General features: G+C 63.8%; 22 protein-coding genes. 14 read left to right on the forward strand and 8 right to left on the reverse strand.

The genetic code is table 11. The features are described 5' to 3' along the window. Nucleotide 1: 1 nt before the first annotated feature. A complete protein-coding gene (gene aroC / locus JF616_03970) occupies nt 2-1,117 on the reverse strand; it encodes a chorismate synthase (protein MBW8886896.1) in 1,116 nt (371 codons plus the stop codon). Between the two features lie 530 nt (nt 1,118-1,647). Next, on the reverse strand, nt 1,648-1,983 hold the full coding sequence (locus JF616_03975) for a nucleotide pyrophosphohydrolase (GenBank protein MBW8886897.1): 336 nt from the start codon (nt 1,981-1,983) through the stop codon (nt 1,648-1,650). 150 nt (nt 1,984-2,133) lie between these two features. On the opposite strand from JF616_03975, the gene JF616_03980 reads away from it, so the two are divergent. From JF616_03980 to JF616_04005, 6 genes are all read left to right on the forward strand, one after another. Beyond that, nucleotides 2,134-3,255 carry a glycosyltransferase family 4 protein gene (locus tag JF616_03980; protein ID MBW8886898.1) on the forward strand — a complete coding sequence of 374 codons (1,122 nt, stop codon included), beginning with the start codon at nt 2,134-2,136 and terminating at the stop codon, nt 3,253-3,255. A 28-nt stretch (nt 3,256-3,283) separates the two neighbouring features. After that, on the forward strand, nt 3,284-3,871 hold the full coding sequence (locus JF616_03985) for a phosphatase PAP2 family protein (protein MBW8886899.1): 588 nt from the start codon (nt 3,284-3,286) through the stop codon (nt 3,869-3,871). Between the two features lie 216 nt (nt 3,872-4,087). Further along, nucleotides 4,088-5,563 carry a hypothetical protein gene (locus tag JF616_03990; protein MBW8886900.1) on the forward strand — a complete coding sequence of 492 codons (1,476 nt, stop codon included), beginning with the start codon at nt 4,088-4,090 and terminating at the stop codon, nt 5,561-5,563. Nucleotides 5,564-5,646: 83 nt separating this feature from the next. Continuing rightward, the gene (locus JF616_03995) at nt 5,647-7,152 is read left to right on the forward strand and encodes a polysaccharide biosynthesis C-terminal domain-containing protein (GenBank protein ID MBW8886901.1); all 1,506 of its coding nucleotides are present in this window, start codon (nt 5,647-5,649) and stop codon (nt 7,150-7,152) included. Then, on the forward strand, nt 7,136-8,218 hold the full coding sequence (locus tag JF616_04000) for a glycosyltransferase (protein MBW8886902.1): 1,083 nt from the start codon (nt 7,136-7,138) through the stop codon (nt 8,216-8,218). The genes JF616_03995 and JF616_04000 overlap by 17 nt, the downstream gene beginning before the upstream one ends. Nucleotides 8,219-8,406: 188 nt before the next feature. Continuing rightward, complete coding sequence (locus tag JF616_04005) at nt 8,407-9,192, forward strand: SH3 domain-containing protein (GenBank protein ID MBW8886903.1); 786 nt, start codon at nt 8,407-8,409, stop codon at nt 9,190-9,192. Between the two features lie 13 nt (nt 9,193-9,205). Here JF616_04005 and JF616_04010 read toward each other — a convergent pair whose 3' ends face one another. From JF616_04010 to JF616_04020, 3 genes are all read right to left on the reverse strand, one after another. Beyond that, nucleotides 9,206-10,966: a hypothetical protein gene (locus JF616_04010; GenBank protein ID MBW8886904.1), complete on the reverse strand. Its 1,761-nt coding sequence runs from the start codon at nt 10,964-10,966 to the stop codon at nt 9,206-9,208. Between the two features lie 62 nt (nt 10,967-11,028). Then, the gene (locus JF616_04015; protein MBW8886905.1) at nt 11,029-12,435 is read right to left on the reverse strand and encodes a hypothetical protein; all 1,407 of its coding nucleotides are present in this window, start codon (nt 12,433-12,435) and stop codon (nt 11,029-11,031) included. 24 nt (nt 12,436-12,459) lie between these two features. After that, complete coding sequence (locus tag JF616_04020; protein ID MBW8886906.1) at nt 12,460-13,407, reverse strand: methionyl-tRNA formyltransferase; 948 nt, start codon at nt 13,405-13,407, stop codon at nt 12,460-12,462. 107 nt (nt 13,408-13,514) lie between these two features. Here JF616_04020 and JF616_04025 point away from each other — a divergent pair, with 107 nt between their 5' ends. Then, nucleotides 13,515-13,715 (forward strand): type II toxin-antitoxin system VapB family antitoxin, encoded by a 201-nt coding sequence (locus JF616_04025; protein ID MBW8886907.1) that lies wholly within the window; start codon nt 13,515-13,517, stop codon nt 13,713-13,715. Between the two features lie 56 nt (nt 13,716-13,771). Beyond that, a complete protein-coding gene (locus JF616_04030) occupies nt 13,772-14,086 on the forward strand; it encodes a VapC toxin family PIN domain ribonuclease (protein MBW8886908.1) in 315 nt (104 codons plus the stop codon). Between the two features lie 54 nt (nt 14,087-14,140). On the opposite strand, the gene rfbB is transcribed toward JF616_04030, so the two are convergent. Beyond that, a complete protein-coding gene (gene rfbB / locus JF616_04035) occupies nt 14,141-15,109 on the reverse strand; it encodes a dTDP-glucose 4,6-dehydratase (GenBank protein ID MBW8886909.1) in 969 nt (322 codons plus the stop codon). Nucleotides 15,110-15,277: 168 nt separating this feature from the next. Continuing rightward, the gene (locus tag JF616_04040) at nt 15,278-16,309 is read right to left on the reverse strand and encodes an HD domain-containing protein (GenBank protein MBW8886910.1); all 1,032 of its coding nucleotides are present in this window, start codon (nt 16,307-16,309) and stop codon (nt 15,278-15,280) included. 242 nt (nt 16,310-16,551) lie between these two features. Between JF616_04040 and larB the strand changes: the two genes are divergently transcribed. From larB to JF616_04070, 6 genes are all read left to right on the forward strand, one after another. Then, nucleotides 16,552-17,292 (forward strand): nickel pincer cofactor biosynthesis protein LarB, encoded by a 741-nt coding sequence (larB, locus tag JF616_04045; protein MBW8886911.1) that lies wholly within the window; start codon nt 16,552-16,554, stop codon nt 17,290-17,292. Nucleotides 17,293-17,329: 37 nt separating this feature from the next. Next, nucleotides 17,330-18,466, forward strand: a complete 1,137-nt coding sequence (locus tag JF616_04050; GenBank protein MBW8886912.1) for a right-handed parallel beta-helix repeat-containing protein — start codon at nt 17,330-17,332, stop codon at nt 18,464-18,466. A gap of 104 nt (nt 18,467-18,570) precedes the next feature. Then, nucleotides 18,571-18,804 carry a hypothetical protein gene (locus tag JF616_04055; protein MBW8886913.1) on the forward strand — a complete coding sequence of 78 codons (234 nt, stop codon included), beginning with the start codon at nt 18,571-18,573 and terminating at the stop codon, nt 18,802-18,804. A gap of 145 nt (nt 18,805-18,949) precedes the next feature. Continuing rightward, nucleotides 18,950-19,723 (forward strand): LamG domain-containing protein, encoded by a 774-nt coding sequence (locus tag JF616_04060; GenBank protein ID MBW8886914.1) that lies wholly within the window; start codon nt 18,950-18,952, stop codon nt 19,721-19,723. Between the two features lie 235 nt (nt 19,724-19,958). Then, entirely contained in the window at nt 19,959-20,936 is a 978-nt protein-coding gene (locus tag JF616_04065) for a phosphotransferase (protein MBW8886915.1), read from the forward strand. Nucleotides 20,937-21,006: 70 nt separating this feature from the next. Beyond that, nucleotides 21,007-23,415 (forward strand): YfhO family protein, encoded by a 2,409-nt coding sequence (locus JF616_04070; GenBank protein ID MBW8886916.1) that lies wholly within the window; start codon nt 21,007-21,009, stop codon nt 23,413-23,415. On the opposite strand, the gene JF616_04075 is transcribed toward JF616_04070, so the two are convergent. Further along, nucleotides 23,412-24,884 carry a LamG domain-containing protein gene (locus tag JF616_04075; protein ID MBW8886917.1) on the reverse strand — a complete coding sequence of 491 codons (1,473 nt, stop codon included), beginning with the start codon at nt 24,882-24,884 and terminating at the stop codon, nt 23,412-23,414. The two genes, JF616_04070 and JF616_04075, sit on opposite strands and share 4 nt — an antisense overlap. Nucleotides 24,885-24,891 lie beyond the last annotated feature (7 nt).

Genomic DNA, 24,891 nt, shown 5'->3' on the forward strand with positions numbered 1-24,891 from the left:
ACTAGAACAGATTTTCCCTCGCCCTTTGCTCCAGGAACAAGTCGGCCAGGGTCAGGGCGGCCATGGCTTCCACGATGACGACCGCCCGCGGCAGGACGCAGGGATCGTGCCGCCCCTTGGCGGCCAGGGTGCGCGGCTTCCCGTGCTTGTCCACCGTCTGCTGGGGAAGCGATATTGTTGCCGTGGGCTTGAACGCGATACGGCACAGGATGGGCTCGCCGTTGGTGATGCCTCCCTGCACTCCGCCCGAACGGTTGCTGGAAGTGCCGATGGAGTCGAGGGGCGAAGCGTCCTTGGCCCGCTTACCGCCCTTCACGATGAAGGGATCGTTGTGTTGGCTGCCCTTGAGGCGAGTGCCGGCGAAGCCGCTCCCGATTTCGAAACCTTTGGTGGCCGGCAGGGAGAGGAAGGCGCGGGCCAGTTCAGCTTCGGCGCGGTGGAAGACGGGTTCTCCCACTCCCTTCGGCGGCCGCGTGACCACGAGTTGGATGACCCCGCCCAGGGAATCCTGGGATTTGCGGGCGGCCTCGATGGCGGCCGCCATCTTCTTCGCGGCCGCCGCGTCCGCGCAGCGCACGGGATTGGCCTCGACCATGGCGAGGGTGGCCTTAAGCGGATCGATGGCCGCGTCGATTTCCCCCACTTGCGATACGTAGGCGAGGATTTCCGTTCCGCAGGCTTCCTTCAGGAGCTTGCGCGCCAGCGCGCCCGCGGCCACGCGGCCGATGGTCTCGCGCGCCGAAGCGCGGCCGCCCCCGCGGTGATCCCGGAAACCGTATTTGAGATCGTAGGTGAAATCGGCATGGGAGGGGCGATACATCTCGGCCATGTCGCCGTAATCGTGCGAGCGCTGATCGGTATTGGCGACCAGCATGCCGATGGGCGTGCCGGTGGTCTTCCCGTCGAAAATGCCGGACAGGATCTCCACCTTGTCGGCCTCGTTGCGGGGCGTGGTCAGCTTGCTTTGGCCGGGACGGCGGCGATCGAGTTCGGCCTGCACCTCGGCCTCGCTGATGGAAAGGCCGGCCGGGCAGCCGTCCAGGACCACCCCGACGGCCTTGCCGTGGCTTTCGCCGAACGTGGAGATGCGGAACAGGTTGCCGTAGGAGGAGGACATGATCTCAAGTATAGGAATTCGCCGTTGCTGGGCTGGGTCTGGCGTGGCCGTGCCTCCGGGGCGGTTCGGATGACTCGCTTTCCCGGGTGGGCGGTCGATCGCCGGCCGGGGGAATGGGGACGCCCGCGCAATGGGGAGCGCGGGCTTTCTATGAGGGAAATCGATCCCCTTCCCCCGGCCGGCGACGCTCGTCAACTCACCGCCCCGGAGGCCCGGACACGCCTACTCCGTTCCGCCACGGCGAACGCCCATCCTTTTGACTGGCGCATGCGATCCTGGCAGTCGGTTTCGCGGAGGCTGGGGGAGAAAGAAGGGGGCTATAGAGACTTTGTGTAGACAATGATTGTCAATACAAAGTCTGTATGGGTGGCAATGCCTACCGCCCCTGGAGGGGCGGGGTGGTTTTTCGTGAGGCTCTGGGAGAGAGGGGGCGGACTAGGCCGGACTGGGGCCCCTTAGATAGGGGGCTCTGCTTTGGCGGTTGCGGGCCTGTCTATGCGAGGTAGGCGTGCTCTGGGGGCGGGCCCCTGCTAAGCGGGACCTTGGAGCTTGGGGTTGTTCTTGTGGCGGTCGGCGTCGCGGGCGGTTTTCTTCTCGAGGTTCTGGGCGAAGGCGGCGGTCAGGTCCACGCCGGTCTGGTTGGCCAGGCAGATGAGGACGAACAGGACGTCGGCCATCTCGTCTCCCAGGTCCTTGGCCAGGTCCGCTTTCTTGAAGCTCTGATCGCCGTAGGTGCGGGCCATGATGCGGGCCACTTCGCCCACCTCTTCCATGAGGATGGCGGTATTGGTCAGTTCGCTGAAGTAGCGCACCCCGATGGTCTTGATCCAGGAGTCCACCTGGGCTTGGGCTTCTTTAAGCGTCATGGCGGATTTCCCCGCCCGGTGGAACTATATGCGCCGGGCAACCGTCCAATCTAGCCAACAATCCGGGATCCGCAAACCGAGGCCGGGGCCGGCGACGGGGCCGGGGATTTTTACCTTAGGGGACCCATTTTGCCATCCGGCGTTGAACCCATGGACATCCTGATCGTCTCCCAAGACTTCCCGCCCGAGGAAGGCGGTATCCAGACTTACGTCCTGGAGCTGGCGCGTCGTTTCATCGCCCGCGGGCACGACGTGCGCGTCATTTGCCCCGGCCTCCCGGATGCGCCCGCCCCGCTTCCCGGCCTCAAGGAAGTCGTGCGCCTACGCATCGGCTCATCCTTCCTGTGGTCGCGCCTGCTAACGTATCTTCCCGGTTACCTCCGCTCCCGCCCTTCCCTCTCCCGCATCCTCTATGCCCAATGGCAAGGGGCCGCCGGCGCGTTCCTCTGTCCCAAGGGCGTCCGCAAGGAGTATGCCTTGGTCCATGGCCGCGAGTTGCTGACTTCCGTTTTCGGCCCCCTCCAGCCCGGCCTCATGCGCAAGGCCTTCGCCCGCCTCGACGGCGCCTTTCCCAACAGCAACGAGGTCCTGCGCCTTACCCGGGCGCATGCGCGGCCCGGCTGCCCCTTGCATCTCATCCATCCCGGCGTCGATCCTCAGGCGTTCCGCCCGGTTGACGCCGCCTTCCTGCGCGCCCGCTATGGCCTGGGGGACGCGCCCGTCATCGTTTCCCTGGGGCGCATGGTCGCGCGCAAGAACCTACGCATGCTCATCGAGTCCCTGCCCGCCGTGCGCCGCGCCTGGCCGGGAACGCGCCTGCTCTTGGGCGGGACCGGGCCCGAACGCGAAAGCCTGATGGCCCGCGCCGGCGAACTGGAATTGGCGACGGGACCGGAAGCGGCCGTGCTGTTCCCCGGCCGCATCGCCGACGGCGAGATGGCCGCCCATTACAGTCTTGCCGACGTGTTCTGCCTCCCGAGTCTCGCTTCCCCGAAGGACGTGGAAGGTTTCGGCATCGTCTATCTCGAAGCGGGCGCCTGCGAAGTGCCGGTGGTGGGAGGCCGCGCGGGCGGCGTGCCCGACGCCGTCGCGGACGGGGAGACGGGCCTCCTGATCGACCCCGCTTCCCGCGGCGAACTCGAAGGCGCGCTGATCGCCCTGCTTTCCGATCGCGAGCGGAGAAGGGCCATGGGCCGGCGCGCGCGGGAGCGCATCCTGAAGGACTTCACCTGGGACGCTTGCGCCGACCGTATGCTGGCATGCATGGCCTGACAATCTATCTTTAGGACCCTTGGCACTCATGGACGCAACCGAAACCGAACCCACCGCCCGCATCGCCACCGCTTTCGGGGCCATCACCGGCCGCGTGACCGCCCTCGACATGGCGTTTTTCCGGCTCTTGGCCGCCGTCAATCTGCCCAAGTCCGTGGCCTATTCCCTCATCCTGTTGGTGCGTAGCGGGGACGGGTGGATTTGGGCCCTCATCGCCTGCGCGCTTTGGCTCTTCCTGCCTTTCGCCGAGATGGAACGCGTGGTGTTGCATTGCATCCTGGCCTTCGCCATCAGCCTGGCCATCTACTTCCCGGTCAAGTTCATCGGGCGCAGGTTGCGACCATACGAAAAGGGACTGCCGATCAAACCGCTGGTGCCTCCGCTGGATAAATACAGCTTCCCCTCGGGCCATACCATGAACAACCTGGCGGTCGCCCTCACCTTGGCCGCCCATTTCCCGGTCTTGTTCCTGCCCGCCATCGCCATTCCCATCCTGTTGGGCGCCTTGCGCGTGCTCTTCGGGGTCCATTACTTGAGCGATATCATCGGCGGCAGCGTGCTGGGCGCGTTCGCTTTCGCGCTCGCGAAGGCTTTCTTCCCGCTTTCCGGCTCCTGATTGGCGTTCGCTTCCGTTTCCATCGGATTCCCCGCGGGATTCCCGCTTCCTTCCTTCGCCTCTGGATAGTAAAATCGGCCTCGGCATCGTTCATCCTGGCATTACCATGAGGGGACAGGTATCTTATACGCGTTCGCTTCCGCGCATAACATGATGACCTACCGCGAAGGATTCCGGGCGTGCAGACGCCTTAGGGCACGGTGGCCTTTTGGCCCCATGCTCGCGTTATGCCTATGCCTGGCCCATCCGCGCCTGGCCCATTCGGCCGCTCCCTCGCCGGATTCTTCCCGGTCCTCCGATTCCGGGAAAAGCAAGGCCGAGGTCGATTCCGATTTGGACGACTCGGACGCGACCGAGGCGGCGGGTCCCGATTCGATCGGCCACCGCCTCTACACTTACATCTCTTATCCCTTCCTCCAAATAGTCACCTTGCCGGTGGAAGTGGTGCTGGTGCCGGCCGTCAAGGCGGTGCTCTATCCCACCAAGCCCCCGCTCCGCTACATGCTCAACCAGAACGTCATCGATCGAACCATTAAGCTGATCAGCTTCGGGAATGAAGGCCAGATCATGGTTTATCCCACCATGAACCTGGCCCCGGGAACGGGATCGTCCACGGGCCTCACCTTGCGCGATCAAACCCTGTTCGGCCGGTCCAGCGAGCGGGCGGTGCTGATGACCAATTTCTTCGTGAACGGCGACTGGAAGATGCGTACCTACGCCACCGCAGCGGACATGGCCGGCAGCGGCTTGAACTCCAAGCTCTCGGTGACCCTCACCCACGCCAAGAACCAGTCCTTCAACATGCCGGGCACCCCCATCTTCTGGTCCTATGCGGACACTTCCACGGCGCTCTCCCTGGGCATCTCCCATCTCTTGTACGAAAGACTCGCCGTGCGCGGCCAATACGTGTTCCGCGACAACCATTACGGGAATTCCCCGACCGATAACAAACCGTTCGTAGAACGCGCGGGCTTCCTTAAGGATGCGAACGATAGCCTTGACGAACAGATGCGCGGCCTGCAATCCAATTGGCACGATCATATCGTGGCGGTGGGCCTCACCCGGGATACCCGCAACAACCAGAACATCGTGCTGGGCGGGAGCGATTTCGATGCGTCCTGGCAATACCATCTCACCGACGCCAACCATAACTTCCATGCCTGGGAGCTTTCGCTCTCCAATTATTTCAAGCTCGGGAAGGAAAAATACGAGATCTCCACGGACGAGGAGCGCAAGGCCGGCGGCCTTTCCATGCAAAAGGTCCTGAAGAAAATGGAATTGGAAAACCTCAAGAAGGAGCTTTTCAACCGCAAGGTCCTGGCGACGCACGTATACGCGGCGCAAAGCTTCGAGGTGCCCGGCAATCATATGCCGGTCTACGGCCTGCAGACCCTGGGCAACGACACCCCTTTGCGCGGCTACAGCGGCAGCCGGTTCCGCGACTACGCCGTCCTGTCGGCGGGGGCGGAGTACCGCTTCCCGGTCATGCGGCTGGTGGACGGGGTGATCTTCGACGAGTACGGCGTGTTCGGCCGCTCCTGGGACCAGATCGACTATTGGGACGGGCTGAAGAACTCCTGGGGCTTCGGCATCCGCGTGCGGCGCCCGGACATCTATCTCTTCCGCTGCCAGCTGGGCTTCCACGGCACTCAGGGCATCGTCCTGAACCTGTCCGTGGACGAACCCTATTAACCTCCTTAACCTCCGCGCGTCCAAAAGCCCGGCTCCGTGCCCGCCCCGGCTGTAGCTGGGCTCTTAGTACATTTCGCCAGGACATGCCGCCCTCCCAGGATCCCCCTCCCGCGGCCGGGCCGGCCGCTTCGGCCCAAGGCCATCGCGAATTCATCAATCGCGGCTCCCGCTTCATGCTTCTGGACAACGTGTCCAAGGCGGCCGAACCCTTGCTCGTGCTCCTCTGCGCCAGGGCCTATGCCGGCGGCGAATGGGGCATGTTCAAGTACTACGAATCTCTCATCCTTCTGCTTACGCGCCTGGGCTCGCTGGGGCTGGACCGCGGCGTAGTGTGGATCTACGCGCGCTGCGAGAACGACGGCGTCTTCGTGCGCCGTTTCAGCCGCTGCGTGAACCTGGTCTTCCTGCTGTCCGGGCTTCTCTTCTTCGGGGCCTTGGCCCAATACGCGGGCTACCTGCCCACCTTCGGATCGTGGACCGCCTCCATGCCGCACTCCCCGGCCTTAACCTTCGCCTTGTTCATGGCCAGCGTGCCGGTGCAGGCCTGCGCCCTCCTCTTCCTGCAATCCCTCCTCAACAAGCGCGTGCTCGTCTTCGGCCTGATGATCCGCAACCTGATCGTTCCCGTGCTCATCTATGGCCCGGCCCTGGCGCTGTCCTACACGCCGCTGAAATCGGTCGGGCTCGCCTTGCCTTACCTGGGCGGCAACCTGGCCGGCTTGGCGCTCGCGATGGTGGGCTTCCTCCGCAATTACCAGGTCAACTGGAAGGACTGGGCCTTCTCCGCCTTCCCTTCGCGGTCCTTGCTCCGCTTCTCCCTGCCCCTGGCCAGCACCGATTTCTTCATGAGCTTCGCCTACCGCTTCGACATCCTGCTCCTGGGCCGCTACTCCGGCATCCGCGAAGTGGAGATCTATTCCGTCATCGTGATGATCTCCAATACCCTGCGCTCGCTGCGCCAGTCCTTCGACGGGATCATGCTTTCGGTTTTCTCCACCGGCGCCGAGGGCGTGGACGCGGGACGCCGACGCAACTTCAATTACGCGACCTGGATGGTCACCACCGTACAGGTCCCCTTCGTGTTCCTCGCCCTCATCTTCGGGCGGGAAATACTGTGGCTCATCTCCCCCGTGTACGCCCCGGGCATGTGGGTATTGGCCATCGCCACCTTCTTCAACCTGGGGGCGACCTTGGGATCCTTCTCCGCGCAACTTTTGATCGGGCTCGGGCGCACCTTCATGATCCCCGTCTCCCAGGTCGCCTTCATCCTCTCCAGCCTGGCGCTCAACTACCTCATCATCCCCCATTACGGCGCCGAGGGCGCCGCCTTCGCCACCGGCGTGGCCACCTTGCTCGGCGGACTGGTCGCGTTCGGCGGGGTGTGGGCCTACGCGCGTTCGCCCGTCCTGCAATGGGAATACCTGAGCCCGCTCCTGACCGGCTCTCTTTTCTATCTCGCGGCGACGGCCCTGCACTTCCTGGCCAAGCCCGGCCTTCCCGCCGACATCGCCGCCTTCGCCGCCGCCAGCGCCGCCTTCGGCTGGCATGCGCGCGGCAAATGGAAGAAGTTCAATGCCCCGCGCCCCTGAAACCGTCTGCCTGCTTGGGCATCATGAGTTGGATTACCCGCGCAACCGTAGCCTCCGCGCGGCGCTGGAAGATGCGGGTTATCCCGTTCTGGACGTGCATTCGCGCGCGCCCTTCCCCTGGCGCCATCTCATCCTCGGGTTCGGTTACCTTAAGATCTTCCCCCGCGTGCGCCGGGTGCTTGTCACCGAAGGCGGCCATCGGCTGGTCCCGTTCATCAAGCTGCTGGCTTGGCTTACCGGGCGCGAGGTCGTTTTCGATCCTTTCCTTTCCCGCTACAATACGCGCATCGAGGATCGGAAGCTGTACCGCCCCGGCGGGTTGCAAGCCTGGATTTGCCGCTGGCAGGATTGGTCCTCCACCCATGCCGCCGATCGCCTCCTCTTCGATACCCAGGAGCATCGCGATTACTTCTTCGCCCAGTACCGGTTGCGCAAGCCTTCCCTGGTGCTTCCCGTAGGCGTCCCGGAAGCGCATTTCCATCCTCGCCCGCCCGGGTCCCTGCCTTCGCCCTATGCGGCCGGCGGCGCCGCGTTCCAAGTGCTCTTCTACGGATCTTATATCCCCTTGCAAGGGGCGGAATGGATCGTGGAGGCGGCGGCGCTCTTGCGCGGCAAGGACATCGCCTTCACCCTGATCGGGAGCGGGCAGACCCGGGCCGAAGTGGAAGCCCGGGCGCGGTCCCGGGACATTCCCGGCCTCCGCTTCCTCCCGAACGTTCCCGAAGCGGAGCTTCCCGCCTACCTGGCGCATGCCGACCTATGCCTGGGCATTTTCGGGGACACCCTGAAGGCGGCGAACGTGGTGCCGAACAAGGTGGTGCAGGCGGCGGCGATGGGCAAGCCCCTCCTCACCCGCGACTCGCCCGCCATCCGCCGTTATTTTTCCGATGGCGAAAACATCGCCCTGGCGCCGCCGGCCGATCCGCAAGCCCTGGCCGACCGCATCCTGGCCTTACGCGGCGACCCGGGACTCCGGGCCAGCCTGGGGGCGAACGCCCGCCAGGTCTTCGAAAACTCCTTTTCCACAAAGGCCCTTGGCCGGCTCCTGCGCGGTTTCCTCGGCTAATTCCGCCTCGCCCTTCGCCCGCCCTCCTTTGCGGGCTTTTTAGGCCCGCAAATCGGGGCCATCACCACGCCTTCTCCTCTTGATTCCCCCCGGAACCTGGCCCTATAATTTTTGAAAGGCGACGGCGAAGACGAGACCCGTCCCGCCGGCCCTGCAAGCGCTTTCGCCGATCGATCAAGGAGTGCCCCGTGCGCGTGCGTAAACTCCTCCTATGCTTAAGTCCCCGCATTCTGTTAGGGACCCTGGGCCTTTTCGGCGTCGCCCCGGTGGCCGCCCAGGTGTACGCTTCCCTTCCCGACAATCCCATCGCCTTCGGCAACTGCACGGCCCGCGTCAAGGTCGATATCGCGCGTTTGCGATCGGGCCCCTCGCTGGACTCCAAGATCCTCGGGGTGCGCAAGCAGGATGAACCGCTACACGTATTGAAGGTGGTGGGCAAATGGGTGCAGGTGGAAACCGTCACCGGCGACACCGCCTACATGGCCGCCTACCTGTTGGCTTTCCCGGCCAGCGATCTTTTGGAACAATGGAAGCGCGAAAGCCCGGCGCCCAGCGTGGGCAAGAAGGCAAGAGTGAAATGGGCCTCGGTGGAATTCCGCAAGTACCCCTCCCGGCTTTCCGCCAGCCTGGGCCATTTCGATCTCGGGGACGAAGTCGCGGTTTTGACCGACATGGGGAATGGCTGGAGTTTCGTCGAAAGCCGCAAGACGGATGGCAACGGCCCCTGCTACGGCTTCCTCGCCAACCGCGCCTTGGCCGCTCCGGACGTTCCCGATCCCCCGGATTGGGCCGCCCCGGTCTCCCAAGTACGCTTAAATCCGGGTCAGCAGCCGGAGGTCAAGCCGGTCCGGGAAAGCCCGAGCCAGTACTGCCTGCGCACCGCCTGGAGCCCGGAGCTTTTCAAGATGGAGTTGAGGGCCAAGACCTCGGAGGCGGAACAGAAAATGTTGGAACAGCGCGTAGCCGCGCGCTGAGGCGAGCGCGCCTTTAGTTGAACGATCCGTCCAGGCTCCCCGCCACGCGGAAGCGGACCGGATTCCCGTTGGGCTGCTCCCGGATATCCGCTCCGAAGGCATGCAGCGCCGCCACCGTCAGCTTCAGTTTTTCCGAAAACAGGCTTTGGGACAAGGAAAATTGGTTCTCCCAGTGCGAGGTTATCTTGAAGACCGGACCCCAATGGCGCACTTCCTTGGGGCCCACGTAGGCGACCTGCCCATCGATGCGGGTCTTGGCCCCTTTCCAGGTCAACCCATAGCCCGACCCGGCGGAAAGCCACCAAGGGCTGGGGAGGAACTCCAGGCTGTCGGCGTCATGGCCGCGGAACCGGCGCAGGCCCGCTTCGGCTTTCCAATTCCCCTGCGGCCCCAGCTCCCCGGACGCGAACAGCCTTCCGCCTGAATTGGCCACCCAGAAATCGCTGCCCACGTAGCCTCCCCGTCGTAGGAGAATGCCGTCTCCGCTATCGAACAGGGAGCCGTGGAACAGGGGCAACTCCCATTCCATGGCGTAATCGGCCGCTAGCCCCGCCTGGAAATGCTTCCGCACCTCGCGGTATTCGGCGCCGGCCACCACGCCCCGGTTCTGCTGACCCGGCTGGAAGCGGCCCACGGCCTGGGAGTCGGCGCTCAGGTACTCGGTGGGGACGGTATAGCCTTTGAAGGCGTAGTGGTAATATCCCTTGAGGAATTGGAGGGGTTGATGGGAACCGAAGGGCTCCCGGAACTCGGTGCCATGCTGGGCCTGGAACATGCCTTCGCGGTAACCCAGCGACCCTTGCGAGACCATGCGCAAAGGCATGGAATCGGGAGCGGTCCAATCCTGCTGGTAACGGAACCGGAAGGGATACTCCTTCTCTTCGAACTCCCCGAAGGCGCCTTGCGAGTTCATCGCCCTCCGCTCATAGCCGATATCGAACTGCCATTTCCAGGTTTCCTCCGAGGAGCCTAAAAAGCTCAAGTCGAGTTCGGAACGGCGCCAATGCGACTTGTCGAATTGGAACGGGCTAGGCGAATCCCATTGCTGCTCCACCAGGGACAAGGTGAAGCCCTCGCCATCCCGGTAATGGAAGTCGAAGTTGAATCCCTGCCAGGGGTACACCTGCCCCGTCACCGGCGAAGCGGTCCACCACCATCCTTGGTTGGCCTGCAGCCCCAGGGTGGCCCCGCGGCGGATGTAGGCCGCGCCCAAGGCGGCCTGGCTGCGGATGGGCCCGTCGCCGCCGAACCAGGCCCAATCGCCCTTGTTCTCCGCCGTGGACATGAACTTGCGCGCGGGCAAGGTGGCTTGGGAATAAAGGGCGTTCTGATCGAGGGCGGCGTGCAGGCGAAGCGCATCCATCGGCGACCAGGCCAGTTCGGATTGGACGAAGGGGGAAGCGCCTTCCCCGGGAGCATTGGCGCCGGTGGCCGAGTAGGAGAAAATGGAACTGTCCGCCTCCCAACGCCGGTCCGGGCCGTAATGCAGGTAGGGATGGGACGGCCACAAGAACGGGAGCACGTCGCCGGCGTTCTGGTAGAACTCCTTCCCGGCCACGAAACCTTCTTCGCCATTCAACAGGAAGTGGTTCTCGGGTTCACGATTCCGATCCAGGAGGAAGGTATTCTCGGCCGGCACGCCGCCCTGCTCCCAAGCCGGCGGCGCATCCGCGGCCAAAGCGGGGAAAGCGGCGCCGGCGGTCAGGCCAGCGATAAATCGGACGGCCATGAGGGCGGGAATGCTGCGGGATGCGGACCGATGCAAGGGCTTCACGAATCGCCTCCGTGCTGGGAGATCAAGAATAGAAAACACGAGGGAGGGGGGCGGCAATCCCTTCATCCGCGGCGGACCAGGCGGGCGGCGAAGAATCCGTCGTATTCCGATTCGCCGGGATGCAGCCATAGGCATCCGCGCTTGATCGCGAAGGCGGGCAGATAGGCGGACGCGTCGTCGAGGCGCCAATCGGGGTGCGCGGCGAGGAAGGCTTCCACCACCTCCAGGGACTCCTCCTCTTCCGGGCTGCAGGTGGCGTAGAGGATGCGCCCCCGCTCGGAGGCAAGGCGGGCGGCATCGGCGAGCAGGCCTTTTTGCAAGGCCGCCAGGCGGGCGAAATCCCCCGGCACATGGCGCCAACGGGCTTCGGGCCGGCGGCGGATCACGCCCAGGTTGCTGCACGGGGCGTCCACGATGATGCAATCGAATCGCCCGCGTAGGGCGGCGTGCGCGGGATCCATCACCACGGGCCGGAGCCGATCGTGCCCGAGGCGCTCGCGGGCATCCCGGATGCGGCGCAAGCGGCGGAAGGAAAGATCGTTGCAAACGATGGGAGCGGCGGATGCGGGCGTTCCGGAGGGAACCGCAGCGACAGCGGCCCGGCCGCCGGCTTTTTCCGCGGCGAGGGAATATTCCAACAGACAGGCGGCCTTGCCTCCGGGAGCGGCGCAGAGGTCCAGCAGGGATTCGGAAGGCCGCCAGGCGGCCAGGCGCGCGATGAGCCCGGCGGCGGGATCCTGGAACGCGAAGGCTCCGCGGGCGAAGAGGTCCGAATGCAAGGCGACCTCGCTCGATCCCATGAGACGCAGGAATAGGGGCGCGTCCGCTTCCGGTTCCGCCGAAAGACCCAAGACGGCGAGGCCGGCCCGGACTTCCGCCACCGCGGCGTCCGCCTTCGAAGCGCGGGCCGGATTTGCGCGGATGAACGCGGGGGCCTCTTCGTTGTTGCGAGCGAGGGTGGTCTTGAGGCGCTGGGCGCCGAGGCGCTTGAGCCAACGCCGCACCAACCATTCCGGATGAGAAAAATTCACGGCCAGGGAGCGGACGGATTCCCCCGGGGCCCGCTTAAGCCCTTGCGCGGCGATCTTCTTGAGGAGCGCGTTGGCGAAGCCGGCTTGATGCTTGCCGGCATGGCGTTTGGCCAGTTCTACCCCTAAGTTCACGGCCGCGAAAGCGGGCACGTCCAGGAAAAGCATCTGGTATGCGGAAAGCCGCAGGATCGACCGCAGGGTGCCGGGCCCCGGAGGCTTCGGCGCGTAAGCGTCGATATTGTAGTCGAGCAGGGAGCGGTTCCGCACGACCCCCAGGCAAAGGGTTCGGACCAAGCCGCGATCGGACTTGGGAAGGTCGTTGGTATGGAGCGGGAACAGATCCTTGAGGAAGGGGCCTTCCTTACTGGGGCCTTCCGATTCCTGCGCGCGCAGGATGCCTAAAGCGGCTTCGCGCGCCGCGTAGCCGGCTACGCTCATTCCGGCCCTCTCACTTCGGCCTTCTCACGACAACCGGAAGTTTTCGCGCTCGGCAGGTTGCAGTCCGTTGACGAAGTCGGGCCCGGACACCCGGGGCTTGCCTTCCCATTGCACTTCGCGCAACATCAGCCAGCCGCGCCCGGTCGCGACGTAAGGATAGCGATCGGTTCCAATGCGAACCGTTCCGGGTTCGGCGCTCTCCGTCGCCGCCGGCGGCTCGTCCACGGGCCGGGTCGCATGCACGCGGAGTACGCGGGCGGAGCCCGCCTGCGCCGCGTAACACACCGGATACGGGTTGAAGGCGCGCACGCGATCGTGCAAGGCTTGGGCGGGCAGGGCGAAATCGAGCTTGCCGTCCTCTTTCTTGAGCTTGGGCGCCGGAGTGCTGGCCGAATGATCCTGCGTTTCGGTCCGGGACCGTCCCGCTTCCAGATCGTCGAGGGCCTGAAGCAAGGTATCGCGGCCCAATTCGCGCAACCGCGCGAAGAGATCCGCCGAGGTTTCTTCCGGCCCGATGGGCGTTCTCGCCCGCGCCAGGACTTGGCCATGATCGATTTCCGCGTCCAGTTGGAACACGGTCACTCCCGTTTCCTTTTCCCCGTTGGCGATGGCCCATTGGATGGGCGCGGCCCCGCGGTACTTGGGTAAAAGGGAACCGTGCACGTTCACGGCCCCGAAGCGGGCCAAGGGAAACAGGGTCGCGGGCAGGATGCGGTAGGCGACCACGACCAGCAGATCGGCGGCTTGGGCCTTGATGAGGTCATGGAACTCCGGCGTCTTGAGCGATACGGGCTGCGCCACCGGGAGGCCCAGGGCGAGGGCCTTTTCCTTCACCGGCGGGGCCGCCAGCTTCATGCCCCGCCCTTTGGGTTTATCCGGCTGCGTGACCACCAGGGAGACTTGGTGGCGGGCCTGCAGGGCTTCCAGGAAGGGGACGGCGAATTCGGGCGTGCCCATGAAGACGAGTCGCATCCCCATAATGGAGTTAATCGCGCCCACATGCGCAAGGCGGGAAGAGGATTATCTTCCCGCACGGAAGGCAATTGACTTGTATGCATCCGGGAGGCATCTTTATGCATATGCGGACTACGATCAATATCGACGATGAATTGTTGCGGAAGGCCTCCGAGGCCACGGGGATCACCGAGAAAACCGCTTTGGTACGGAAAGCCTTGGAAAGCTTGGTCGTGGACGCGGCCTATAAGCGCCTGGCGGCCATGGGCGGGACCATGAAGAACCTTAAGCCCGTTTCCCGCAAGCGGCCCTGGTCGCGCAAGTGAAGGTGCTGGCGGATACCTCGGTGTGGATCCATTTCCTGAGCGCCGGCGAGCCCGGCATGTCCGATTTGCTCACCCAAAAAGCGGTGGACATGCATCCTTTCGTCATCGGCGAGTTGGCTTGCGGGAACCTCGCGGACCGAAAGCGGTTCTTAGCCGAGATTGGCAGGCTTCCGCGCGCTTTGCCCGCGCAAGACAACGAGGTCCTCGCATTCGTGGAATCGCATCGTCTCTACGGCACAGGGCTGAGCTGGACCGATGCCCATCTTCTCGCTTCGGCCCTGATTTCGGGAGATCAGCTATGGACCCGGGATAAAGCCCTTGGCAAGGCCGCTGTGAAGGTCGGGATCGCCTTTAACCCCGGCGCGCATTGATTCGATCCTGGTCGGGTCGGGCCGTCCCATGATTTCGGCTCCGCTTAGAGCCGGTCAGCCCTTCTTCAGGGGCCGCCACCATTTTTCGTTGGCCTTGTACCACTCCACCGTGGACTTGATGCCCGAGTCGAAATCGTGCTTCGGCTTCCACCCCAACTCCCGGCTGATCTTGGAGGCGTCGATGGCGTAGCGGCGATCATGGCCCAGGCGATCTTCCACGTAGCGGATGGAGGTTTCGTCCTTGCCCATCAGGGCGAGCAGCTTGCGGGCGATCTCGATGTTCTCGCGCTCGTTATTGCCGCCGATATTGTAGGCCTCGCCCGCGCGGCCCTTCTCCAGGGCCAGCAATATGCCGGTGCAATGATCTTCCACGTGCAGCCAATCGCGCACGTTCTTCCCATCGCCGTAGATGGGTATCTGCTTGCCTTCCATCAGATTGGAAATCAGCAAGGGGATGAGCTTCTCGGGGAATTGGTACGGGCCGTAATTGTTGGAGCAGCGGGTGAGGACGGTGTCCATCCCGAAGGTGTGGTGGTAGGCCTGCACCAGGAAATCCGAACCGGCCTTGCTGGCCGAGTAAGGGGAATTGGGCGTCAGGGGGGTGGTCTCGCTGAATAGCCCGGTGGGGCCGAGCGAACCGTAAACCTCATCGGTGGACACGTGCAGGAAGCGGCCCACCTTGGCCTTGCGCGCCGACTCCAGCAACACCTGGGTGCCCATCACGTTGGTCTGGACGAAAATCTCGGGCCCGGCGATGCTCCGATCCACGTGCGACTCGGCCGCGAAATGGACGACCGCATCCGGATTGGCCGAGAATATCTCGCTCATGAGGGCGCTGTCGCAGATATCGGCCTTGAAGAACTTGTAGTTGGGATTGCCGGCCAGATCCGACAAGTTGGCCGGATTCCCGGCATAGGTCAACTTATCGACATTGGTCACGCGCCAGCCAGGGCGGGAGGCGAGGACCAGGCGGATGAAATTGGATCCGATGAAACCGCAGCCGCCGGTGACGATGAGATGCATAAGGGTCCCTAACAGAATGCTGGCTTAGAGCGAGGCCGAGACCCCATTCTGTTAGGGACTCTGAAAGTCAAAGTTAGCAAACCGCGGAAATTAGGCAATCGGCCCGGCAAGGCCGGGGGCCCGGCAAGGCCGGCGGCACGGCAGGGCCGGGGCGCGGTTAGCCTGAGCTTACTTGCTGAACTCCCTGGACACGCGGATGAGATCCTCTTCGATGCGAAGGAAGGCTTGCACCAAATCGGGATCGAAGTGCCGGCCCGATTCCGCCAGGATCATTTCGCGCGCCTTTCCGTGCGGGATCGGTTCCTTATAACAGCGGCGCGAAACCAAGGCATCGTACACGTCCGCCAGCGCCACTATGCGGGCGGAGAGGGGAATGGCTTTTCCTTTCAGCGGCTTTCCGATCCCGGGCTCGACGAACATGGCCCGGGTGGACCCCAGCACGTTCGGGTAACCGGTGCCGTCGTAGCGCTGGTGGTGGTGGTAGGCGATCTCCTTGGACAAGGAGTAGAAGGTGCGCCATCCCAGCTTCAGCTCCAACTCGTGGAGCAGATCGCCGCCGATGATGGTGTGCATCTTCATGATCTCGAACTCATCGGCGGTAAGGCCCCCGCGCTTCTTGAGGATGTCGTCGCGGATGCCCACCTTGCCGATGTCGTGGAGCGGCGCCGCGATGAAGATCTCGTCGCAATAGCTGCGCGTGATGTAATCCGAGTACTCCGGGAACTTGGCCATTTCTTGCGCGAGCATGCGCGAGTAATGGCTCATGCGGATGATATGATCGCCGGTGTCGGGATCGCGCACCTCGGAAATCTTGGCGAAGCCGAGGATGGAAACCTTCTGGATCTCGTTGCCGCGCTCCAGGCCCTCCAGGATGCGATCATGCATCCCCTGGTTGGCCTTGCGGTAGGCGGAGGCGATGGCCCATAGCCCGCCGTAGGGCACCACGAATTCGGGCAGCCATGCGAGCCAGGGCAAGGGTTGGGCAGGCAGGAAACCCGCGGCCGTGCCATGCACGGCGACATGCATTCCGAAACGGGCCAGGTGGAAGACGGCCCCGAAGGCGAGGGCGGGAAGCAAAGGATTGTCGAGGATGGTTTCGAACAAGGCCAGGGTGCGGGGGGCCGGGGCGCGGGCCGTAAACGGCTTGACCGCTGGAAGGGCCGTAGGCTTGCCCTGGCCATGGATATCCAATAATGTCATAGGATCGATGGTCCCCTTCGATCGCGAACCTAGCTATAGTAAGGCCCACGAGGCCTTTCGCACAGCGCGATTCTCCCGACCGATAACGGGCGAACCGGTCCCGTTTCGCCATGGTCGCAAAGAGGGTGGTGAGCGTGGACGCATGATTTTGCTATGATTTTACCAGCGCGCGATGCGCTCCCCCCATGCCTCGTCCTAATTCACGGAAATCGGCTCCCCATGATCGCCTTGCCCGCGCTCGTATGCTGATCCGGTCGCGCCAATCCCTCAGCGAATCCCTGGCTGCAAAGAATTCCGACAGAGAGGAAAAAGTGGTCTTCGCCCGCCTCGATCATGGGCGCGAGGCCCGCAAGGGTTTTCCGGAAGTGGTTTTCGGGGAAGGCAAGACCCCGGAACAAATCGTGCTCTTGGCCGAGCGCATCCTGGCGCGCTCCGGACGGCTCCTGGTCACGCGCGCCCCGCCCGAGGTTTGGGAACGCCTACGGCCCCGCTTTCCGCGCCTTAGCTACGATGCGGCCGCGCGCGCGATCTGGTACGCGGGAACGCCGGCGTTACGCGCCCGCCATGCCTTGCGGCGCGGTAGCGTGCTGGTGGTGGCGGCCGGCACCGGCGATCTGCCCGTGGCGGAAGAGGCGGCGCTCACCGCCCGCCTGCTCGGCTGCCGGGTCAAGACCGTCTACGACGTGGGCGTGGCCGGCTTGCATCGGCTGCTGGCCCAGTTGCCCGCGCTCCGGAAGGCCACCGTCATCATCGCGGTGGCGGGCATGGAAGGGGCGCTCGCCAGCGTGGTCGCCGGGCTCGTGAAGGCGCCCGTCATCGGCGTGCCGACCAGCATCGGTTACGGATCGTCCCTGCAAGGCATGGCTGCGCTCTTGGCCATGCTCAACTCCTGCGCTTCCGGGCTCACCGTGGTCAATATCGATAACGGTTTCGGGGCCGGGTTCGCGGCGGCCCAGATGTTGCGTTTGGCCCAGAAAGCTTGATTGCAGGAGGCCGGACCGAATTCGTAGAATGAGCGGGATGATTTCCTCCCCGGTGCGTATCGGCGCGGCCGCCCTTGCCCTTTCTGTCCTCTGCGTTTCCGGTCTAAACGCGGACACGGAAGTATGCGGCACCTATGAGCTGGCCACCGAATGGAACGCCCACGATTCCCCCTATCTGGTCACCGGCGACATCTTCATCCCGGCCACCTCCCGCTTGCGCATCGGCCCGGGCGTCACCGTCCGCTTCGCCAAGCCCAGGCCCTGCGAGCTGCAGAAGAGGAAAATCGACCAGGTGGATTGGTCGGATTCGATGTATACCGGCATCAAGGCCGAAGGCACCCTGTACGTGCTCGGCAGCGAAGACAAGCCCGTGGTGTTCGAGCCGGAAAGCCCGAAAGCGGGCGCCATCGGCTGGGACGGCCTGCGGCTGACGGGGCAGAAAGAGGGCATGGCCGAGATCGGATTCGCCGTCTTTCGGGGGGCCAATCAGGCCATCGCCGCGGAGAAGGCGGGATTCTTCATCCATCATTGCCTGTTCGAAGGGAACAACACCGGCATCCTGGCGGGGCTGCGCGGCGACGTGGGCATCGTCAATTGCGACTTCATCGGGAACCTGAGCGCCGGCCTCGTGATCCGCAAGGCCGGCCCGCGCATCGCCAACAATCTCTTCGCCCAGAACCGCGCCTACGGGATCTGGGCCGACGGCCGCCCTGCCATCCAGGCCCGCTACAACGCCTTCTGGGGCAATCGGGAAGAGGCTTGCTACAAATGCCCCTATGCCCTGCTCGACTCGTCGGCGAAGAACGCCAACGGCGATGCCTGCGATGCCTTCGGCAACCTCGCCGCCGATCCCATCTTCGTGGGCTCGGCCGCTTACGACGCCGCGCGCGAGGCCGACGTGGCCGAAACCACTCCCGCCCATCTGGTGAAAGATCCCGAATTGGCCCAGCTCGAAGCCAAGGCCCGCGCCAAGGAAGAAGCCAAGGCCAAATCGAAAGCGAAGCGGAAGAAGGAGTACGAGCCGCTCGGAAAAGGCCCGTACGTCCTTTCCAAATACTCCAAGCTGATCGACGCGGGGCATCCCGGCAAGGACTTCCGCGATCGCGACGGCAGCCGCAACGATATCGGGCTGCACGGCGGGCCGATGGGCCGCATCGCCATCGATCCCTTCTAGGTCGGCTCTAAGGGCCCAAAAACGCCCCAAGCTCCGGCACCGGAGCGTCCGCCGCGCCGCCCCGCGCCCTGGACCCGGGAGTGCGGCGTCCTTATAATTTGGACATGGAAATCGGAAGCGTCTCCTCCTTGGATTCCACCTCCTCCATCCAGGGCATGCAAAAGGCCTTCGCCCGCAATGCCGAGCGGGCCAAGCGCCTCGCCGATCCGGAGGGCGATACCCAGCTCGATAAGGATATGGCCGAACTCCCTTCCGACAAGGAGGACGTGGCCATCCAGACCAAGGTCATCAAGACCAAGGATCAGATGCTGGGGGATTTGCTGGATATCCTCGCCTGACCGGCGCCCTCTGTCACCATTTTCGCTAGTGCTTGTCCGTTCCGGGGCCTTGGGCCCCGTCCTTCCGCGTCTGGACCTATTGTGGGCGGCGTAAGCGGGATATATATTCCAGGTCGCGCCCACGTCTCAGGAAAAAGGTCCGACCATGAAAGCTGTTCTGCTCTCCCTTGCCCCGCTCCTTTTTATGGGCTGCTTGCCCGGAGTCAATGACGTCGTCCTGAGCGCCCGCGTGCGGCCCTTCCAGGATAACTCCCATCCCAAGCCGAACCCTAAGCCCGTGAAAGATCCCGTCAGCCCATTCGCCCTGGATAGCGGCACGGTTTTCCTGGCCGATTTCGACTGCACACTCGTCAACCGGGTCACGGAAGCCCAAGGCTCCATGCAGGCCGGCGCTTTCGTGCCCGCGCTCTTCGGCTCCGGGGTGCATTTACAAGCGGATGCGGGGCAAAAATTCCTGGTCGCCTTCCCGAACACCCCGGCGCTCTCCTTGCGGTCGGGTACGCTGGAAGCGCTCGTTCGTTACGATGCGGTGCAGCCGGGCTTTTCCCATTTCATCGACAAGTCCTGGCAATACGGGGTCTCCGCCTTCGACGGGAAGCTGGCCGCCTGGTTCGGAAGCACTTGGTGGTATACCGACGTCGCCTTGCCCGTGGGGGAATGGTCCTATGTGGCCGTCACCTTCGATGGCCAAACCTTGAAGATGTACTTGAACGGGGGCCTGGCGGCTTCGACCGCGTATTCCGGGACGGGTAATCCTGAATACAGTTCGGTCTTCGATTTGGGCATCGGCAATGCCGACGATGCCGGATTCAATATCCCCTTCAAGGGAACGGTCGATGCCGTTCGCCTCTCGCGCCCGGTGCGCACCGCCGATCAGATCGCCGAGGCCTGGACGCGCATCGAACCCCGCAATTATTAGGCACAAAAAAAGACGGGACCCTCGCAGATCCCGTCTTTCCCTCGTGTGGTGCCCGTATCCTTGCGGAACGAGTACGCCCATATACCTCAGGAAGAAACGTGCCAAACGAGGTTGCATGGAGTTAAGGCTTTTTTAGAATATTTATGGGGGTGGCCCGGTTTCCGGCCGTTTCGGGCCTGTAAAGAAAAGCCCGCCTTGTCGGGATGCCTTACACCAAAAGCGAGGAACCTTGGAATTGCGATACGAACAACTCTCGCCGGTGCTGGCGAAATTCCTCGCCCGTTACGGCTTCGGTCCCGATGCGAAATTGGACCTCGCGGGCTCGGCAGGCTCGCGGCGCGAATATTACCGGATGGCCATGGGCTTGAGATCCTTCATCGTCCTGGTTTCCCCGCCCGACGATGCCGACTTCGGGCGCTTCCTCCGCATCACCCAATTCTATCGCCTGATGAATTTCCCCGTCCCCATGGTCTATTGCATCGACGATGCGGCCCACCAGGTGTTACTGGAAGATCTCGGCGATCGCCGGCTCTACGATCTGGTGAAGGACGGCGGGCCCGCCACCGAATTCTATAGCAAGGTGATCAACCAACTCATCGACCTGCAAACCCGTTGCTTCCAATGGCACCAGGAATGCCCGGACATCCGCTCGCGCCTGTTCGACGAGCATGATCTCCTCTGGGAGACCGATTATTACAAGACCCAATACCTGTTGGGACACCGGGGCATCGCCTATTCCGCCACGGACGACGCCCGTCTCGACGCCGTGTTCCATGAGTTGGCGCGGCGCGTGGACGGCCAACCCAAATCGATCATGCATCGCGATTTCCAATCGCAGAACCTGATGATCCAGTTCGACGGGACCGTGCGGGTGATCGATTACCAGGGGAGCCGCCTGGGCTCGGTTTATTACGATCTCGCGTCCTTGCTTCTCGATCCCTACGTGCTCTTGCCCGACGCGGACATCGACGAGCTCCTGCGCTATTACCATCAGAAGTCCCTCAACCCGCTCCCCTTCGACGAGATGTACCGGCAGTTCCTCTTGGCGGCCGCGCAGCGCATCATGCAGGCATTGGGGGCTTATTGCTTCCTGTCCCGGGTGAAAGGGCTGCCGCAATTCCGGGCCTACATCGACCCCGGCGAAAAACGCCTGGCCTGGATCGTGGAACGTTCCGGCTGGCCGGACCTCGAGCGGGTGCTGCCGCCGGCCTGATCCCTTTTTCCTACTTTCTTGGGCCTTAAATGGCGCCTCCAGCGCCGCGCGGATGGCCGCGGAGAGGGACATGATGGCGGGATTCATCAAGGAGAAAACGGCCTGGTTCAAGGAGGACTGGAAGGCGCTCCTCGGCGTCATCCTGCTGGGATTGATTCCCTTCGCCTTGCCGACCCAATCGGAAGGAGCTTTCCTTTTCTCGCCGGGCCAGGCCCTCTACGCTTCCGATCAATTGGGCTCGCCTTCGTGGCGTTTCTACTTCGAAGCCCTGAAGCACGGGATCATCCCGCAATGGCTTCCCTACGAGCTGGGCGGCATGCCCAGCTTCGACGCCGGCTTCGGCGATACCGCCTATCCCCTATTCATCCTGCTCGGCATGATCTTGCCCATCAAGACCTTGATCTCGTGGATGTTCGTCTTCCACGTGCTGATCGCGGGCTTGTGCGCCTACTATCTGGTGCGACGCTTCTTCCGGCTCGACAAGCTGTTGTCCGTGGCCCTGGCGGCCGCCTACATGCTCAATACCAATTTCATCTCCCACATCCACGCGGGGCATACGGGCAAGTTCTACATCATGACCTGGCTACCCTTGTCGCTGTACCTGCTGTTGCGCAGCCTCCAGCGCGAAGCCAAGCTGCGCCATTTCCTGGGACTGGCCCTGTCCGTCACCTTGATGATGCTGCCTTTCCATCCCCAATTCCTGTACTACGTCCTGATGGGCTACTTCGTGGTCTGGGCCTGGCGCACCTTCCAACTGGCGAAGGAAAAGGCCTACGGCTCCGCCGTCATGACCGCCGCCCGCTTCTGGGTCCCCATCCTGCTTGGCCTCGGGATGGCCTTCTTCGTGCTCTATCCCCCCACGCAATGGACCAAGTTCTATGGCGTACGCGGGTCGACGGAGAAGACGACCTATGAGCATGCCACCTCCTGGTCGATGCACCCCGAGGAGACGGCCTCGCTGATCGTTCCCGAGTTCGGAGGAATCAACGAGAAGTATTGGGGGCGCAACCCTTTCAAGCTGAATTCCGAGTATCCCGGTCTGTCGGTGCTGTTCCTGGGCATCCTCGGGCTGGTTCTGTACCGCAAGGAAAAGGGCTATTGGTTCTGGCTTTGGGGGAGCATAGGCCTTTTGGCCATCGTGTTCGGATTGGGCGCGCATACGCCCCTGTTCCGCCTCTTCTATTCCCTGGTGCCCGGCATCAAGAACTTCCGCGCCCCCAGCATGATGCTCTTTTGGCTGGCCACCGCGCTCTTGGTCATGAGCGCCGACGCCTTGTCGCGCCTCACGCGCGGGAACCTGCCTTCGGAGACGCGCGCGCGTTGGAGCAAGCGCTTGGCCCAGGTGGGCTTCGGCATCGCCGGCGTCCTCATCCTCTCCGGTCTCGCGCCGAGCATCGTATACGGGATGTGGGACGGGATTTTCGGCGGCGACGCGCTCCCCAACCTGGCCAATCGCGCGGCCTCGCAATCCGCCTTCTCCCTGGGCGCCATCCGCGCCGGCGCGCTGCTGGGCATGCTGGTCTTCGCGACGCGCAAATGGCTGCTGCAAAAGCCCGACTCCTTGCGTTTCGGCCTGGCCCTGTTGGCGGTGACATGCGTGGATCTGATCTGGGTGGACTCCAACTTCATCATGACCTACGATCCGGGACGCTTCCTGGCTTCCGAGCCCGCCATCGATTACCTCAAGGCGGACACGTCCTCCTTTCGCGTGTTCGACCTGCCGGGCGCCGAAGAACGTTCGGTGATGCACTTCCATGAGATAGAGACCGTGGACGGCTGGACCGACAACGAATACCGGCTCTACCGCGAGTACCGCGGCGGGGACTACCAGCAGAACCCGAACTTCATGGCCGGGCTTAAGCAGAATCCGGACGGAACGGTTTCGGGAAGCGTATTCCTGGACATGCTGAACGTGAAGTACCTGGGCTACCGGCTGCAAGGGGAAGGCGGACTGCGCTTGGCCCCGAATACTTCCGTGCTGCCGCGGGCGTGGTTCGTGCCCTATTGGGATACCGTGCCCGAAGCGGAGGCCATGGAACGCATGAAGGCGCCCGGCTTCGACCCGCGCAAGATCGCCTTCCTCTCCGGATCGGGCCTTACGCCGCGCCCTCAGCCCGAGGCCGCCGCGGCGGATACGGGTAAACCGGCCGCCGCCATCCGGCTCGAGCACAAGGACTATAACCATTCCTCCTGGTCGGTTACCGCCCCCAGCGAAGGGCTGTTGGTCTTGTCGGAGCTCTGGTTCCCCCATTGGCAGGTACAGGTGGACGGGAAGCCCGCGCCCTTGCTGCGCGCCGATTTCGCCTTCCGGGGCATCCAACTTCCCGCCGGCAACCACACGGTGTCGCTGACCTACCGTTCTCCCTGGCTCAGGAAAGGGATGGCCGTTTCCGCCCTATGCCTGCTCTTGCTCGCGGCGGGAGCGGGGGCGCTCTATTGGCTGGAGAAGCGCAAATCCGCCAGCGCCCCAGTAGCCTAACGGGCCAACAGGATTCCCGCGCCGGCTGGCGTCCCTTCCAAACGCCAGGTCCCGGCATCATCGGGTAGGCGACGGAAACGCGCCGGCATGCGATGGCCTGCCAGATCGTAAAGGGCGGGTTCGGTAAGGCTCCGGAAAAGCAAGCCCTTCTCCGCGCGCACCAGGCGCGGCTTCGGCCGGGAAAGCGCCGCCGCCGCCATGTCCAGGATAAGGGGCCGCGAGGGGCTCCATTCGGGAGCGGTGGTCGCCGAGTCCGCTGCCACCGCCTTCTTCGCTAAAGCCGCTTTGCCGGCCGCCAGCTTGGCCGCCCCACCCTTGGGAACCGCCGGTACCAAGCGGACGCGCCAATAGATCGGGCCGTTATACGCCGCCAGGGACCCCAATTCATCCGCGCCGAGTTCGAAGGACAGCATGGCGAAGCGGGCCCGGACTTCCACGGGATCGAAGGACGGGTTTTTCGACAGCTCGATCTCGACGCTGTCCCCGGACAGGAAGCCGGCGATGAAGCGGGTGTCGGTGCAGGCGCCGTGATTGGAGATCTTGATCGCCACCTTGATGCGGCCTTGGCATACCCTGCCCGCTTCCGGATAATCCGGCACGGCTACCCCCACGCAAAGGGAATCACGCCGCTCCGGGACGAAGGTATCCTTGTAACGCGCATGGATTTCCTCCGGGGTCAGGGCCCGGTCTTCCATCCGCACGAAGTCGATGTCCCCGTCGAAGCGGCGCGGGTCCCAGGACCGATCCTTGCGTCCGCCCACGAAAGCGGTTTCGACGCTGTCGATGCGAGGGGGGCGGCCGGCGCCTTGCAAGCGCAAGGTATCGGTGGCCTCCAGGCCGTTCAGGTAAAGACGCATGTTACTCCCGTCCCATACGGCCGCCATATGCGTCCACGCCCCCAATTGGACGCAGCCGTCGGAGGGGGCCTCTTTCCAATTGTCGGGATCGTCGCGGCGGGCGATGACGAAGTCGGCGAAGCATACCGAAAGCCTCCCGCGATCGATATTGGACCAGGCCCTTTGCGCTTCGGCCCATTCCGCCGAGGAGCCATATCTGCTCTCCGGGAGCACCGGGTAGAGATACCCGCCGCCCACCCGGAAGACGAAGCCTTGCGTCGGAGTGCCGTCGGTTTCGGGCGGGTCGCTATTCCACGTGCCCGTATTCAGGATATCGGAGACGAAGCGGCTATCCTCGGGCCCGTAACTGCGGATGCGGAAACGCGCCTCGATGGAGAACGGCCCCTGGGGCCCGGGGAAATCCGGCAGCTTCACCACCCCGCCGCGGAAGTCGGCGCTCCCGGCCGCACCGGAAGCCTGGACGAGCCCGATAAGGGTTCCGGCGGGCAGGCTTCCCGCCTGGATGCCGAGATGGGCGGTGTCGTTGAAGTCGAAATGAAGCAACTCCGTCGCGCCCGCGAAGCTGAGGGCGGCGCCAACGCAAATTACGCGAAGGGGAAGGGATCGGGGCATGTTCATG

Source organism: Fibrobacterota bacterium (assembly GCA_019509785.1).
Classification (GTDB): Bacteria; Fibrobacterota; Fibrobacteria; order UBA11236; family UBA11236; genus Chersky-265.

What these genes read in the sequence shown, in the direction of transcription:
- aroC (MBW8886896.1), bottom strand. Translation starts at nt 1,117, where the DNA reads ATGTCCTCCTCCTACGGCAACCTGTTCCGCATCTCCACGTTCGGCGAA.
- JF616_03975 (MBW8886897.1), bottom strand. Translation starts at nt 1,983, where the DNA reads ATGACGCTTAAAGAAGCCCAAGCCCAGGTGGACTCCTGGATCAAGACC.
- JF616_03980 (MBW8886898.1), top strand. Translation starts at nt 2,134, where the DNA reads ATGGACATCCTGATCGTCTCCCAAGACTTCCCGCCCGAGGAAGGCGGT.
- JF616_03985 (MBW8886899.1), top strand. Translation starts at nt 3,284, where the DNA reads ATGGACGCAACCGAAACCGAACCCACCGCCCGCATCGCCACCGCTTTC.
- JF616_03990 (MBW8886900.1), top strand. Translation starts at nt 4,088, where the DNA reads ATGCTCGCGTTATGCCTATGCCTGGCCCATCCGCGCCTGGCCCATTCG.
- JF616_03995 (MBW8886901.1), top strand. Translation starts at nt 5,647, where the DNA reads ATGCCGCCCTCCCAGGATCCCCCTCCCGCGGCCGGGCCGGCCGCTTCG.
- JF616_04000 (MBW8886902.1), top strand. Translation starts at nt 7,136, where the DNA reads ATGCCCCGCGCCCCTGAAACCGTCTGCCTGCTTGGGCATCATGAGTTG.
- JF616_04015 (MBW8886905.1), bottom strand. Translation starts at nt 12,435, where the DNA reads ATGAGCGTAGCCGGCTACGCGGCGCGCGAAGCCGCTTTAGGCATCCTG.
- JF616_04020 (MBW8886906.1), bottom strand. Translation starts at nt 13,407, where the DNA reads ATGCGACTCGTCTTCATGGGCACGCCCGAATTCGCCGTCCCCTTCCTG.
- JF616_04025 (MBW8886907.1), top strand. Translation starts at nt 13,515, where the DNA reads ATGCGGACTACGATCAATATCGACGATGAATTGTTGCGGAAGGCCTCC.
- JF616_04030 (MBW8886908.1), top strand. Translation starts at nt 13,772, where the DNA reads ATGTCCGATTTGCTCACCCAAAAAGCGGTGGACATGCATCCTTTCGTC.
- rfbB (MBW8886909.1), bottom strand. Translation starts at nt 15,109, where the DNA reads ATGCATCTCATCGTCACCGGCGGCTGCGGTTTCATCGGATCCAATTTC.
- JF616_04040 (MBW8886910.1), bottom strand. Translation starts at nt 16,309, where the DNA reads ATGACATTATTGGATATCCATGGCCAGGGCAAGCCTACGGCCCTTCCA.
- larB (MBW8886911.1), top strand. Translation starts at nt 16,552, where the DNA reads ATGCTGATCCGGTCGCGCCAATCCCTCAGCGAATCCCTGGCTGCAAAG.
- JF616_04050 (MBW8886912.1), top strand. Translation starts at nt 17,330, where the DNA reads ATGATTTCCTCCCCGGTGCGTATCGGCGCGGCCGCCCTTGCCCTTTCT.
- JF616_04055 (MBW8886913.1), top strand. Translation starts at nt 18,571, where the DNA reads ATGGAAATCGGAAGCGTCTCCTCCTTGGATTCCACCTCCTCCATCCAG.
- JF616_04060 (MBW8886914.1), top strand. Translation starts at nt 18,950, where the DNA reads ATGAAAGCTGTTCTGCTCTCCCTTGCCCCGCTCCTTTTTATGGGCTGC.
- JF616_04070 (MBW8886916.1), top strand. Translation starts at nt 21,007, where the DNA reads ATGATGGCGGGATTCATCAAGGAGAAAACGGCCTGGTTCAAGGAGGAC.
- JF616_04075 (MBW8886917.1), bottom strand. Translation starts at nt 24,884, where the DNA reads ATGCCCCGATCCCTTCCCCTTCGCGTAATTTGCGTTGGCGCCGCCCTC.